The 13,162-nt window shown below is 43.5% G+C and carries 20 protein-coding genes and 1 pseudogene; 12 read left to right on the plus strand and 9 right to left on the minus strand.

Annotation, left to right across the window (positions count from 1 at the left end):
* The 3 genes from AAFP11_RS22160 to AAFP11_RS22170 all read right to left on the minus strand — a co-directional run.
* On the minus strand, positions 1-307 hold a 307-nt coding region (locus AAFP11_RS22160; RefSeq protein WP_341739002.1), incomplete at its 3' end, for a peptidylprolyl isomerase.
* 228 nt (positions 308-535) lie between these two features.
* Positions 536-1,405, minus strand: a complete 870-nt coding sequence (locus tag AAFP11_RS22165; RefSeq protein WP_341739003.1) for a prohibitin family protein — start codon at positions 1,403-1,405, stop codon at positions 536-538.
* Positions 1,406-1,564: 159 nt separating this feature from the next.
* Positions 1,565-1,774, minus strand: a complete 210-nt coding sequence (locus AAFP11_RS22170) for an acetyltransferase (protein ID WP_341739004.1) — start codon at positions 1,772-1,774, stop codon at positions 1,565-1,567.
* Between the two features lie 170 nt (positions 1,775-1,944).
* Between AAFP11_RS22170 and AAFP11_RS22175 the strand changes: the two genes are divergently transcribed.
* Complete coding sequence (locus AAFP11_RS22175) at positions 1,945-2,862, plus strand: fructosamine kinase family protein (protein WP_341739005.1); 918 nt, start codon at positions 1,945-1,947, stop codon at positions 2,860-2,862.
* Between the two features lie 66 nt (positions 2,863-2,928).
* Here the strand turns inward: AAFP11_RS22175 and AAFP11_RS22180 are convergent, their stop codons facing one another.
* From AAFP11_RS22180 to AAFP11_RS22190, 3 genes are all read right to left on the minus strand, one after another.
* Complete coding sequence (locus tag AAFP11_RS22180; protein ID WP_341734152.1) at positions 2,929-4,629, minus strand: ABC-F family ATP-binding cassette domain-containing protein; 1,701 nt, start codon at positions 4,627-4,629, stop codon at positions 2,929-2,931.
* A 256-nt stretch (positions 4,630-4,885) separates the two neighbouring features.
* Positions 4,886-5,182: a hypothetical protein gene (locus AAFP11_RS22185; RefSeq protein WP_341739006.1), complete on the minus strand. Its 297-nt coding sequence runs from the start codon at positions 5,180-5,182 to the stop codon at positions 4,886-4,888.
* Positions 5,183-5,300: 118 nt separating this feature from the next.
* The gene (locus AAFP11_RS22190) at positions 5,301-5,951 is read right to left on the minus strand and encodes a Uma2 family endonuclease (protein ID WP_341739007.1); all 651 of its coding nucleotides are present in this window, start codon (positions 5,949-5,951) and stop codon (positions 5,301-5,303) included.
* Positions 5,952-6,334: 383 nt separating this feature from the next.
* On the opposite strand from AAFP11_RS22190, the gene AAFP11_RS22195 reads away from it, so the two are divergent.
* The 9 genes and pseudogenes from AAFP11_RS22195 to AAFP11_RS22235 all read left to right on the plus strand — a co-directional run bounded on the left by AAFP11_RS22195 (position 6,335) and on the right by AAFP11_RS22235 (position 9,488).
* Positions 6,335-6,655 carry a hypothetical protein gene (locus AAFP11_RS22195; RefSeq protein ID WP_096828661.1) on the plus strand — a complete coding sequence of 107 codons (321 nt, stop codon included), beginning with the start codon at positions 6,335-6,337 and terminating at the stop codon, positions 6,653-6,655.
* Entirely contained in the window at positions 6,652-7,086 is a 435-nt protein-coding gene (locus AAFP11_RS22200) for a hypothetical protein (RefSeq protein ID WP_341739008.1), read from the plus strand. The genes AAFP11_RS22195 and AAFP11_RS22200 overlap by 4 nt, the downstream gene beginning before the upstream one ends.
* A gap of 16 nt (positions 7,087-7,102) precedes the next feature.
* Positions 7,103-7,325, plus strand: a pseudogene (locus tag AAFP11_RS22205) (type II toxin-antitoxin system HicB family antitoxin).
* Between the two features lie 185 nt (positions 7,326-7,510).
* Positions 7,511-7,930, plus strand: a complete 420-nt coding sequence (locus AAFP11_RS22210; RefSeq protein WP_341739009.1) for an element excision factor XisH family protein — start codon at positions 7,511-7,513, stop codon at positions 7,928-7,930.
* Entirely contained in the window at positions 7,918-8,286 is a 369-nt protein-coding gene (locus tag AAFP11_RS22215; RefSeq protein ID WP_341739010.1) for a XisI protein, read from the plus strand. The genes AAFP11_RS22210 and AAFP11_RS22215 overlap by 13 nt, the downstream gene beginning before the upstream one ends.
* Positions 8,287-8,446: 160 nt before the next feature.
* On the plus strand, positions 8,447-8,671 hold the full coding sequence (locus tag AAFP11_RS22220; protein WP_293175942.1) for a type II toxin-antitoxin system HicA family toxin: 225 nt from the start codon (positions 8,447-8,449) through the stop codon (positions 8,669-8,671).
* A complete protein-coding gene (locus AAFP11_RS22225; protein WP_293175944.1) occupies positions 8,668-8,889 on the plus strand; it encodes a type II toxin-antitoxin system HicB family antitoxin in 222 nt (73 codons plus the stop codon). Before AAFP11_RS22220 ends, AAFP11_RS22225 begins: the two co-directional genes overlap by 4 nt.
* Before the next feature lie 240 nt (positions 8,890-9,129).
* Positions 9,130-9,342, plus strand: coding sequence for a hypothetical protein (locus AAFP11_RS22230; RefSeq protein WP_341739011.1), 213 nt, complete (start codon positions 9,130-9,132; stop codon positions 9,340-9,342).
* Positions 9,339-9,488: a hypothetical protein gene (locus AAFP11_RS22235; protein ID WP_341739012.1), complete on the plus strand. Its 150-nt coding sequence runs from the start codon at positions 9,339-9,341 to the stop codon at positions 9,486-9,488. Before AAFP11_RS22230 ends, AAFP11_RS22235 begins: the two co-directional genes overlap by 4 nt.
* Before the next feature lie 75 nt (positions 9,489-9,563).
* On the opposite strand, the gene AAFP11_RS22240 is transcribed toward AAFP11_RS22235, so the two are convergent.
* The 3 genes from AAFP11_RS22240 to AAFP11_RS22250 form a co-directional block, all read right to left on the minus strand.
* Positions 9,564-10,331, minus strand: coding sequence for a GUN4 domain-containing protein (locus tag AAFP11_RS22240; RefSeq protein WP_341739013.1), 768 nt, complete (start codon positions 10,329-10,331; stop codon positions 9,564-9,566).
* A gap of 274 nt (positions 10,332-10,605) precedes the next feature.
* Entirely contained in the window at positions 10,606-11,169 is a 564-nt protein-coding gene (locus AAFP11_RS22245; RefSeq protein ID WP_341739014.1) for a GUN4 domain-containing protein, read from the minus strand.
* A gap of 194 nt (positions 11,170-11,363) precedes the next feature.
* Positions 11,364-11,588, minus strand: coding sequence for a hypothetical protein (locus AAFP11_RS22250; RefSeq protein ID WP_341739015.1), 225 nt, complete (start codon positions 11,586-11,588; stop codon positions 11,364-11,366).
* A gap of 211 nt (positions 11,589-11,799) precedes the next feature.
* On the opposite strand from AAFP11_RS22250, the gene AAFP11_RS22255 reads away from it, so the two are divergent.
* Both AAFP11_RS22255 and AAFP11_RS22260 read left to right on the plus strand, forming a co-directional pair.
* Entirely contained in the window at positions 11,800-12,648 is an 849-nt protein-coding gene (locus AAFP11_RS22255) for an Rpn family recombination-promoting nuclease/putative transposase (protein WP_341739016.1), read from the plus strand.
* Positions 12,649-12,703: 55 nt separating this feature from the next.
* Positions 12,704-13,015, plus strand: coding sequence for a DUF4351 domain-containing protein (locus tag AAFP11_RS22260; RefSeq protein ID WP_341739017.1), 312 nt, complete (start codon positions 12,704-12,706; stop codon positions 13,013-13,015).
* Positions 13,016-13,162: the final 147 nt, after the last annotated feature.

A 13,162-nucleotide genomic window follows, 5' to 3' on the forward strand; every position in this document is an offset into this window, starting at 1 on the left:
GAGAATGGCAAATAAAGAATTGGCTACCACCCGTATTTTTGCCTGCGTGGGCCATCGATAAAGTTCCTGCCAAATGTTTGTGGGAGTTGATTTCGCAGTTAATTTTGTAACCAGGGCCACCTGTGCCATTGCCTTTTGGACAGCCGCCTTGAATCATAAAGTTAGGAATTACTCGGTGAAAGGAAAGTCCGTCATAAAAACCTTTTTCTGCTAAGTCAACAAAATTCTTAACTGTATTAGGCGCATCTGCATCAAACAATTCCAAATTGATTGTGCCTTTGTCCGTTTCCATAATCGCGCGGGTCATGATTTTTCCTTGATTTCTAAAGTTAGTGTGCTGTCTGCGTGTGAATTGCGGACTGCGCTTTGATAGCGACTGATTTCATCATATAGCAATCCTAAATCATTTGTGAATTTCTTACTCCCTCCCCTTAATAAGGGGAGGGTTGGGGTGGGGTAAAAACTTTACGACTCATTTAGGACTGCTATATCGCTATGTTTTGGCTAAAGGAAGTGTAGCATACTATCGTAACTCTCAATTGCTGGTAACTTTTTTGCGATCGCCCTCTTCCTGAAAGTCACTCATATTAAAAATGAAAGGAACTCGACTAGAACCGCTGCCCATAACCAACACCTTTGGCATTTGAGCACCACCACTTCTCCAAGCTTCGATAGCCTCCTTTTGCAGCACTAAATCACCGCCCTGAGCCTTTAAAGTTTCAGCCAAAAGCCTTTGAGCTTCCGCCCTACCTTGAGCGCGGTTAATATCTGCTTGAGCCTGTTGTTCTGCTTCCTGAGCCACATAAACAGCCCTTTGTGCCCGCTGTTCAGCAACCTGTTTTTCCTCAACCGCTTTCGCAAAATCTGTGGAGAATCGAATATTAACAACGCTCGTATCAAGTACGATTACATCATACTTTGATAGCCTTTCCTTCAGCGCAGTATCAAAGTCTCGTTTCAGTTCACTTCTTTGAGTAATAGATTGTTCAGCAGTTCTTAAGGCGGCGGCTGTTTTAAAGGCTTCTTGCGTCTGAGGAGCAATAATTTTCGCAACTATATTATCCAAGGTTCCTTGAGTCCTTCTGATATCAACTACTCTGGCCGGATCGAGGCGAAAGTTGATAGCAAAACTAGCATTTAAATCCTGAAGGTCTTTGGTAGCACTCTGGGCCGGAACTTCAAATTTTTGCACTGTTACATCGTACACATCTACCTTAGATATCAGCGGAGGTCTCAAGTGAAATCCCTCTAACAATGCCCCATCTGTGGCTTTTCCTAAAACGCTGACCACCCCTGCTTCACCGGGATTAATCACGACAAAAGAGTTGAACCCAAGCAGCAGCGCGCCAACTAATAGAATCCCAGCGATTGCTGATGATATGCTCTGGAAATTTTGAGATTTCAAACTACACCTTCCTTTGTGATAAATCAATTATAATGGTTAAAGTGTCGATAGTTAATAAAAATTCAGGTCTCTTTGTACCTAAAAATGTTAAAAGCTTAGAGCCCCAACTTTTTCAATAAGTCGGGGCTCTGGGTCTTGGGTTGCCCTGGTTCGGTTGAATTAATTGGTCTTATAGTTTTCCTCAGTCCAGCAGCGGGGCAAAACTTCGCCGGAAGGAAAAACTAATTTACCCTTGGGAAAATTCACTGGTTCTTGCTCTTCTTCACCAGATTGATTTCGCCCCAATACTTCATTTTTTGCAGGACTAATTAAACTATCGACATCAAGGATTTCTACCAAGTCGCCTGATTCTTTTTCTTGTAAAAGCATAGTTTCTCCTTAAACAGTGAATGTGAGTTACGGTTTGATTACAACAGCTAAATTACACCATTGGATATTATTTAATTTTAAATTAAAATAAAATATCTTCTCTCTATCCGAGGTATAATTGATAAATCTATCTTTCGACTCTTTTCAATAGTATAAAATAATTGGATGCCATGTGGGACAAAATTAGCGCGCATATCTCCGAAGTAACGAGAGACAAATTTGCGATCGACAATCGTCGTTCTGTCAGCGGTGGCTGCATTAATCAAGGCTATGCTATCAGCAGCAATTCCCGCACTTATTTCACGAAAATCAATCAAGCTTCCCAAGTCGCGATGTTTGAAGCTGAAGCCCTGGGTTTGCAGCAAATGCGGGAAACCCAGACGATTCGAGTACCGGAGCCGATTTGTTGGGGAACTGAGGGGAATTCTGCTTATATTGTGCTGGAATGGCTGGATTTGGTAGGGCGTGCGGGTGATAAACCTTGGGAGGAAATGGGGCGTAAACTGGCTGCAATGCACAAATGCACCCCCCCCAGCCCCCCCTTGTTAAGGGGGGGAGAAGAGGTTGATTCTGCCTTGTTGAGGGGATGTTTTGGTTGGACTCTTAATAATACGATCGGCTCAACTGTGCAAATTAATAACTGGACTGCAAATTGGGCAGAATTTTGGGCAGAACATCGGATTGGTTATCAGTTAAAATTGGCTAAACGTCGGGGCGGTCATTTTCCCCAAGGGGAACGTTTATTAGAGGTAATTCCTGAGTTATTAGCAGGTTACGAACCGCAACCATCGCTGGTTCACGGGGATTTGTGGGGGGGGAATGCAGGGGTGACATCTGCGGGAGAACCGGTGATTTTTGACCCGGCGACGTATTTGGGAGATAGAGAAGTAGATCTGGCGATGACCGAGTTATTTGGTGGATTTTCGGCTGCATTTTACCGGGGATATAATCACGTTTTTCCTTTGAATTCAGGCTATGAAAAGCGCAAAATTCTTTATAATCTATATCACATTTTGAATCATTTTAATTTGTTTGGTGGAAGTTACCAGTCCCAAGCGAATCAAATGATTAATCGCATCTTGAATTAGATTTTGTTCACCGCCACTGAACGCAGATAAACTGGGATGTGATGTTTATCTGCGACGGTGGCGACTTTATTTCTGCTTAGCAGTCGCTTTTTTCTTGGCTTCTTTTTCGGCTTTTTTAGCAGCTTTTTCAGCTTCCAGTTTTGCTATTTTTGCTAGCTCTTTTTCTTCAGCAATTTTATCGAGATAGTAGTGGTAATCTCCGAGATAAGGACGAAACTCCCCATCCCGAATTTCGACTATTTTGTTGGCGACTTGGGAGATGAAATAGCGATCGTGCGAAACGATCATTACAGTCCCGTCATAATTCTTGATGGCTTCTTCCATCATCTCTTTCGCCGGAATGTCGAGGTGATTTGTCGGTTCGTCCAAAATCAGCAAATTCACGGGAGTCAACAGCATCTTGGCCAAAGCTAGACGGGCTTTTTCTCCTCCACTTAAAGCGCCAACTTGTTTGTATACTGTTTCGCCGGTGAACAGAAAACGACCCAACAAAGTCCGAACTTCTTCGTTTTTCCAGTCTGGTACTTCGTCATGAATGGTTGCCATCACGCTTTTATTTAGATCTAAAGCTTCGGCTTGATTCTGTTCAAAGTAACCGGGGATGACGTTATGGCCTCCGAATTTAACAGTGCCTTCTGTGGGAGTTTCTGATCCCATAATCATTTTTAACAGGGTGGATTTGCCTGCGCCGTTGGGACCGAGGAAGGCGATGCGATCGCCTCTTTCAACTAATAAGTCTGCGCCCAAAAATAGGATTTTGTCGCCGTAGCTATGCACCAAGTCTTCAATTATTACTACTTCCCGGCCGCTGCGAGGTGCGGGGGGAAAGCGGAAATGCAAGGTTTTTAAGCCACCGGTGGGGGCTTCGATGCGTTCGATTTTATCTAGTTGCTTTTCGCGGCTTTTCGCTTGGGTGCTACGAGTGGCGCTAGCGCGGAATTTTTCTACGAATGCTTGCTGTTTTTCTAGCTCTTTTTGTTGGCTTTCGTAGGCGCTGAGTTGGGCTTCTCTGGCTTCTGCTTTTTGGAGTAAATAGGAGGAGTAGTTGCCGAGGTAGGTGCTGGAAACTCCGCGTTCGGTTTCGACTATTTGGGTGCAGAGGCGATCGAGAAATTCTCGGTCATGGGATACGATTACCATGGGGGTTGTTAACCCTTTGAGGTAGACTTCTAACCATTCGATGGTTTCTAAGTCGAGGTGGTTGGTAGGTTCGTCTAGTAGGAGGATATCGGGTTTTTGGAGGAGAATTTTGCCTAAACTCATCCGCATTTGCCAGCCACCACTGAAGGCGCTGACTAGCCGATCGCCATCTTCGGGTTCAAATCCGATTTCTGGTAGAATTTTCTCGATTTGGGCTTCTAAACCGTAGCCGTTTAAGCCTTCAAATTTTCTTTGCAAGCGATCCATTTTGTGGATCAGTTCGTCGAGATTTTCAGGAGTGGAGTTTTCCAAGTCTCGATGGACTTGCATTAGGGACTCGTGTATTTCGTTGGCTTCGCTGAAGGCGCGCCAAAATTCTTCTTTGACGGTGCGTGTCGGATCTACTTCAAATTCTTGAGAGAGGTAGGCGATGTGGAGGCTGGCGGGGCGAATGACTTCGCCTGATGTGGGTTCCATTTCACCGGCGATGATTTTGAGTTGGGTGGATTTGCCGGCACCGTTGACGCCTACTAAGCCGATGCGATCGCCTGGTTTGACTTCCCAGGTGACATCTTTGAGTACGACGCCTGTGGGATAAATTTTACTGATGTGTTCGAGTCGCAGCATTGTTGTGGGGCTGGGGAAGGGGTTTAGCGGCGGATGGGATGCCGGCGCTGAGGTCGAGTTAATCTTAACAAATTTTAAAGATTTTTAGCATATTGCCAGATTTTGATTTGGTGGGAGTTACGGGAAGAAACCGGGTTTCTACGAAAATACTTCGTTGTTACCGACAAATTCGGTAAAAAACCCGGTTTCTAGCCTCGACGTGGGTTAGGGACTATTTTGTTTGGTGTGGTGGGGCGATCGCACTTTTTCTGCCGCACTACCGCGCTGTTTCAGATTGAATTTCTCGAATAATGGTTGAGACTTCTTCTTCTGAATCTAGATGTCGTGCTAAAACTTGGGCTGTTGCTTCCAGGAGGCGATCGCTAAACAATTTTGTTAAATCTTGCCGCAAACCTTGCCCAATGTAAAATTTGAGCACAACTGACAAAGGCATATCTCGATGCAGTGCTACTTTGTTTAGGGATTCTAAGGTATCTGTTGGGATTTCAATCGATACTGTTGTTGTTGGGCGCGATCGGACTTTTAATGTCAGTTCTTCTTCAACATTGTTCATATTTGCCTTGGCGAACGATCGCCCAAAGTGTCTTTAACATAATATGGTGACTCCTGAATCGTTAGGGTCGTATCTCAGTATAAAGGAGAAAGCGTTGAAAGTTATCACCTTTCTATTGCTATTTCGATCGGTAGATCGCACTTTCTACTTCTTCTAATGCTTGCAGACTTCCCACTTCCCAAGCGCGATCGATCGCATTTGGGATGATTTGGGCGATCGGGATTTCGGGAAAATTAGGACTGGTTTGGGATTCTAAATACTTGCCGTTTTTGAGCAGATAGATTTTCAACCTGCCACTGTCATAAATCCAAAGTTCAGGAACTCCAATTGCTTCGTAGGCATCGAGAGTTGTTTTAGAAGTGACATCAGTCTCAATTGCTAAATCGGGAGGAGGATCTTCCGGTTGAAGTCGGCGGCGGCCGATCATTTGTTGATAATTTTGAATATAAAAGCAAGCATCCGGTTCTACCCCTGCTGTACCTTCCCGTTTGAATGTGGTGGAACCAAAAGGTTGATATCGAATGCCTGTCACCTTGAGCAATGTTTTGACAATATCAGAGATGAGGTCTCTGGGAATTTCATGTTCGGGTAAGGGAAGCATAATTTCTAAAATACTATTGCTGTAGGCAACTCTCGATTTTCGATTTTCCCCCAATTCCTGCAAAATTGTCTCAAATTCTTGCCAGTTGACGTCTGGGATAGTTACTGTACTACCGGGAGTTAGCTTCATCTGGCTGATGGGTTTGACAATGGGGATGAGAGCTGTCATACACACTCCTGTTAGATGTTTGTCCAGTTTATTAATTTTAACCCCAGAAGTGCTAGGTTTGCTGAGGTGAGGGCGATCGGGATGGATGAAATACATTATAATAGTCTCAACCTCGATCTTGTTGTTTTCAACCAAAAAACAGAGGAAATAGTACGATGGATAGCTTAAATAATTATCGCCAACTTGTTAAACAGCTCCTTATGATTGTTCAATGGTAGTCATGAAGATGGACTTTTCTTAGTTACTATTCCAGAGTTTGGCGATCGCATCGGCTCATATCAGTCCACAGGCTGCTGTTGTGCAATTGATCGCACTTGTTCTACCGCCTTTTAAAATAAGTGATAAAATAATTAGGTTGAATTTCCCAAAAACCTGAAACTAGATTGTTAGTCCACTCACGCTATGCAGATGGTACGATTGTACTTAAAAGTCAACAACCGCCTAGACTTGGGGAAGCAAAACCCGATCCGAATGCTATAGGACCTCATTCTCAATTAAGATGGGATACTTATAATCAGAGGATTTATCAGATGCGAGAATTCGATCAGTCTGGGCAACCTGTGAGAGACATAGATTTTACCAGTCCTACCTATCCTAATGGTAATCCTCGACCGGATCATCTGCCACCACCTCATCAACATCAATGGATACCAAATCTTACAGGTGGTACTCCTACTAGAAATAAAATACCGGAACTATTATGAAATCTCAAACTTCTGCTCTCAAACAAAATGTTAGCCAAAAGTGGGCAATTACACTCTGCTATGAGGAACAGGAAAAACTGGAACCCAGAGTTGCCCAAATTATTGAATATTTAGCCCAAAATTGTGAGTTGCCTAATCAATGGATCATTGCTGATATTGATGCTACTGGAAGATGTGGCGATCAATTGACTAAGAAAGGTAATAATGAGGAAGTATTGCGTTTATCTAGTGCGGATTTATTAAGTGTCTTGAAGGAAGAGGGTCAAGTTATTGAGTTAGATGCAAGCTTAGTTCAAAATGGGGATGAAGTGTTTAAAATTCTGATTAGAGATGGGGTGTCTGTTGATGTACTTGGAAGTGGGGATGTGATGCCATTGACAGTTTTGGGGAAATATGTAACTGTTGACAAATCTTTTTTTCTATGGTGTTAAAAAGGGGCGAGGATTTATGAGTCGATATAGTATGATTGTTCAATGGTAGTCATGAAGATGGACTTTTCCTAGTCACGATTCCAGAGTTTGGCGATCGCGTGGTGATGCCTTGCACTCACGGTCAAACTCGCTCAGAAGCAATTCATAAGGGCGAAGAAGTGATTGAAATGTATTTGGAAGCTTGGGAAGCTGAAGGTGAATCTATCCCTGAACCCAGGACGCTTCAAATTGCTTGTTGAATGCTATTGTAAAATTCTGTTTGTGTGGTGGAGGAAAAAAAATGATCGCACTTTCAACTTCTTCTAATGCTTGCAGACTCCCGACTTCCCAAGCGTGAGCGATCGCATTGGGGATGATTTGGGCGATCGGGGATGGATGAAATACATTATAATAGCCTCAACCTCGATAGCAAAAGAGAGCGATCGTGCCAGCAAGAGACATTTATCATCAAGTGGTCAAACAGGGTCTGATTAAGGCTGGCTGGACAATTACCCACGATCCCTATCCATTGGCTTGGGCGAAGAGAAACCTATCGATCGATCTTGGTGCAGAACAGCTATTAGCTGCTGAGAACAGCGATCGCAAGATAGCCGTTGAAGTTAAAAGTTTTATCAGAGAGTCTAGAATTGCAGATTTAGAGCAAGCTTTGGGTCAATACACTCTTTACTATGACATATTAAAACGGACTGAATCAGAAAGAAAACTGTATCTTGCAATTCCACTAAATGCTTTTACGGAGCTTTTTGAAGGACAAAAATTTGGTCAGATATTGCTAGATAATAACCGCCTAAATCTTGTTGTTTTCAACCCAAAAACAGAGGAAATAGTACAATGGATAGCTTAAATAATTATCGCCAACTTGTTAAGCAGCTCCTGATTGAATACGCAGAGATTCCCGTTTGTGACAGTGGCACGCAAAACGCCACAATTTTTGATGTGGAAAATGACCGCTATATGTTAATCAATATAGGTTGGTTTAACGAGCAGCGCATCCACCATTGCGTGATTCATATTGATATTATTGACAGTCAGGTGTGGATTCAAGCAAATAATACCGATCGCCTGATTGCTGAGGAGTTAGTCGCAGCGGGAATTCCGGCCAAATCAATTGTTTTGGGGCTGCAACCGCCTGATGTTAGACCTCATACTGCTTATGGAGTTCCGTGTAGGGAGCAGCAGCGAGAATCCTTGAAAGTATGATGGAGTGGAAGGGATTTGCATTGGAGGGCGATCGGGCTTCAAAAACCTTTAAAGCAGGCGATGGGAGAAGGTTGTAGAAAGGCGGGGGTGAGAATGTGCGATCGTATTTGGAGGACTCGAAAAAAAGTGATAAAATAGAGTTGAGCAGTAAACAAAATCCATGCCAAGGAAAATTAGAGAGTTGAAAGTTCAGATTGCGCGTGAAGGTTTTGTTTATCTACCCAAGCGCGGCAAAGGTAGCCATGAGCGTTGGCGACATCCAAGGCTCAAAAAAACGCTGACAATTCCCGGCAAAGATGGAGATGATGTGGCACTCTACCTAGAAAAGCAGTTAGCACAGTTATTAAGTGAGCTGAATGAGTTAAGGGAGGGCGAGGATTTATGAGTCGATACAGTATGATTGTTCAATGGTCTGATGAAGATCGGCTTTTTCTACTCACGATTCCAGAGTTTGCCGATCGCGTGGTGATGCCTTGCACTCACGGTGAAACTCGCGAGCAAGCAATTCATAACGGCGAAGAAGTGATTGAAATGTATTTGGAAGCTTGGCAAGCAGAAGGTGAATCTATCCCTGAACCTAGTATGCTTCAAATTGCTTGTTGAATGCTATTGTAAAACTCTATTTGTGTGGTGGAGGAAAAGAGGGCGATCGGGCTTTCTACTTCTTCTAATGCTTGCAGACTACCGACTTCCCAAGCGTGAGCGATCGCATTGGGGATGATTTGGGCTATCGAATTTCAAACACTTTCAAAGCAGGCGATGAGAGGTGCGATCGCCTTCAGCAAATTCCATTAAACTTGAGTAAAATAAGACAGCCCTCATCGCCACCAAACCTAACTCACCATGCAAACTTCAACATTTGACAGTATTTTAGACGAGATCGAAACCTTGTCTATAGACGAACCAACTGCTTTACTTGTCATCATGCACCGGAGACTTAGCGATCGCCGTCGCACCGAAATTGCTGCTAACATTGCACAAGGAAAACAAGACTATCAATCTGGAAAGGTATTTCGAGGTACGGTTAATGAAGCGATCGCGGAGCTAAACCGTTGAAACTTATCACTTTTGCTCAATCATTTAAACGTGCCTACAAATCCCTCATCCGCAAACACCCCGAACTACAGCCCAAAGTTGAAGCTAAGGAGGCGATGGGAGAAGGTTATAGAACGGTGAGGGTGAGAAGGTGCGATCGCTCTTAGGAGTGAAAGGGCGATCGTCACTCAATCCCATGTCTATACAAGTGTGTAAACAAGTTTATGTGACTGGGATTTTGACTACAGAGCAATACCGCAACTTAAAAGCCTATTCAAGGTAACTACTAAATTTATACAACCACCATCCACCTCCTCAGTTTCAAATGACACATCTTTCTGTGAATGAATGGTTCCTTTACGGTAATAAGTCGCCGTTGGAAGATGTCCATATGGAGCCTCGATTGAGAAAGTAAGATCTTTATAAATTTTTCTGTTATCGTTTGGAGTCTTCCATCCTATGCGTCTCTCGAAAGTCTCACACATTTCAAATGTTTTATTATTATGTGTTTCTAATATTGATAGCAAAATAGATAGTGCATCATCTCCTATTTCTGACACAATTCGCTTTTGTACACTAAATCCAAAGCGACCCTTGCTATATTTAAGCCAAAGTCGATCTATCGTACAAAGGTCTTTACAAGGCAAGAATTGGATAGGTCCTATCAAAAGACGGTCTTCACGGTAACCAATATCATATTCTCTATCCCTGTTTTTTCTCTGAATTGCCATGATTCCTACCAAAAGCATCATCCTTCCTGTTTCTTGGTCAGCTTCTTTCCATTTGCCTTCTGCTAGTAGGTCACGAAGATGTGTATAGTCTTGGCCAGGTAAATCACTCTCAAGTGATACTTCAAGATTTGAATAATCTACTTGATTACTGTAATTCTGGCTTAATGCTTTACTAGCTTGAGTCTTACTTGATGCCTTACTAGATTGATTGGTGCTTGATGCCTGTGACATTACGAAGTAGACAACTACAGCCAGCACAATTAAAATCAAAATCCACATTGATAGTTATCCTTTGGTAAGTGCAGCGGGGGATTGCAACTGAATCCCCTCTTTTATAGGAGAGTGGGAGATACCGGGGGAAGTTATTGAGGTGGAAAAAAAGTTGTCTTTGCTAATTGTTACAACCCACAGGTAACGAATCAGATACTACAAGAATCTACGGTTCGGCGACCCAAAAATGAGGACTCGCAGTGCCAGGTATCGGAAACGTAGAACTGACGCAGTTTCGTGGTTAAAGCCTTAGTTATAAATCTTCACGAAACTCAATCGAGGCTTAGATATTACACTTTATAAGTCTGTTGAAGAGATCCGAGAAGGACATGATTAAAAACACGTCACGACTCTCATCTCCCCACCAACCTACACCTACAGCGCCTCGACTGCCCCCCCACCGATATTCCAACCCAAATCGCATTGCTACGGGGAGGAATCCTTCTGGTGCTCTAGTCTTGAATTGTAGGTCATTGTAATTCAACAACTCCTTAGTATCGTTATTACACCAACCAACCAGATAGAAAAATTTTTCCGTTCTATCACAATTTCCCTTGTCTTTACTCAGACTTTGATAGATGCAATTCTGCACCGAAAAGCCAAAGCGGCCATTACTATATTTTACCCAAAGTTGGTCGATAGTTCGCAAGTCCTTGCAGTAAAAATCCTCAAAATCGTCTCTTCCCAAATATCCTTCTTCCTCCCTGTCCGCCACCTTCAACATCACTCTCGCCGTTTCCTCATCCGCTTTTTTCCACTCTCCTGCTGCTAATAAATTCCGCAATTTTGTATAATCCACGCCCATAGATGAAACCAAATCTATCTCGTCTCCTCCCGTATTAGACATATCCAATTGCCTCCTTTTAATAAATAGCTAAATCCACCCGAATGCTAACAACCCTCTTGTATCGGTTCAAATCAATCAACCATTCTATGCCTAATAAATCCCCATGTCACACAAGCCAAGTTAACCGCCGAAAAAATCCTGTTTTAGAAATTTTGTGTAGGCGCTGCTCTAATAAATTGTGTACACCCGACAAGTCAAATGTAAACAATCACACGCCCTCTTATATCTCCTTTGTACACAGTGGAACCGTTTACAAAGATGTCTCCATCACCTGGATCGGCATCAAAATGTGCTTCTCCAGCCTCATCCGTCCATACATTCTGTGTAACGCCCCTTGCCCAACTATCAAACCCTAGAGCTACTTTTTCGTCTTTTGCAGGTTGACCGTTATTTGTGTAGATTACTTTGACTGTTACCATTGTTGACTCCTGCGATATTATAGGCTGATGCAATATTTCATTAATTGGTCTGCCCAACCTTGAATAATAATAGGGACTCTAACTCAGCTTTGTCAGTGAGAAAAAGTGAGAAAAAGTGAGAAAAAGTGGTCACTTTCACCAAATCTGCTCTCAGATAGATGCCCCTAGGGTTAAACTCTTCTAATCACCCCCCTTTCACAACCCAACTTCCTTGGCCTACGACAACACCTGCAAATATCTAGCCGAAAAATTCCCCGCCGCCTTCGTCCACTGGCTGCTACCAATTGACGAGCCCACCACTGTTCAGGTACTCAAAACCGAACTAATTCAAGAACCCATCCGAGCCGATTCTCTCGTTTTCCTGCAAACCGATCGCCAAATCCTACATCTGGAATTTGAAACCAGACCCTACTCCGACCCGCCGATCGCCTTCAGAATGCTAGACTACTATGTCAGGCTCAAACGGCAATACTCCTGTTCCATAAATCAAGTAGTGATTTTTTTGCAGCAAACAGCCTCAGAACAAGTTTTTGTATCCGAGTACACAGACGCGAACACCCGACACAGCTATCGAGTTATCCGCCTGTGGGAACAAGACCCCGCTTTACTGCTGTCCGTCCCCGGCTTACTCCCGCTGGCGACACTATCCCAAACCAACTCGCCGCGAACTTTGTTAGAGCAAATCGCTACTCAGATTGCTACAATAGAAGAACCGAATCAACAAGCGGATTTACTCGCTTGTACCCAAGTGCTCGCAGGTTTGAGATTTGAAAAAGACTTAATCAGACAACTATTTAGGAAGGAAACTATGCGCGGTTCTGTGATTTACCAAGAAATTCGCGAAGATGGCCTCCTTGAAGGTCTCAAAGAAGGAAGACAAAATGAGGCGCTATCGTTCCTCAGTCGCCTGTTGATTCGACGCATCGGTCCGATCGCCCCTCCAATCCAAGAACAAATTCAGACCTTATCCGTAGAAGAATTAGAGGATTTAGGAGAGGCGCTTTTGGACTTTTCAGAAGCATCAGATTTAACCAATTGGCTGAGCGATCGCCAGCCTTAATTGTTAAGATATAGCCTGCGATCTTCAAAAGTTATGCACCAAAGTGATCGCAGGCTTGAAATCTGAAAAAGACTCGATCGGACAACTATTTAGGAACGAAACTATGCGCGAGTCAGTCATTTACCAAGAAATTCGCTCTGACGGCCTCCTTGAAGGAAGACAACTAGGTCTCGAAGAAGGAAGGAAAAATGAGGCGCTGTTATTAGTCACTCGCGTGTTGACTCGACGCATCGGTCCGATCGCACCTGAAACCCGCGAGCAAATTCAGACTTTATCCGTAGAAGAATTAGAGGATTTAGGAGAGGCGCTTTTGGATTTTTCATCAGCCTCAGATTTAACCAATTGGTTGAATGAACATCAGCCTTAATTGCTAAGAGATAGCCTCTTATATTAATTTAATGGGTCGTTGCACATATCTCGATCCCCCTAAATCCCCCTTAAGAAGGGGGACTTTGAGAAGAGTCTTGTCCCCCCCTTAAGAAGGGGGGCTAGGGGGGATCGGATTCTATGCAGC

This window comes from Microcoleus sp. CAWBG640, from assembly GCF_020883015.1.
GTDB lineage: Bacteria > Cyanobacteriota > Cyanobacteriia > Cyanobacteriales > Microcoleaceae > Microcoleus > Microcoleus anatoxicus.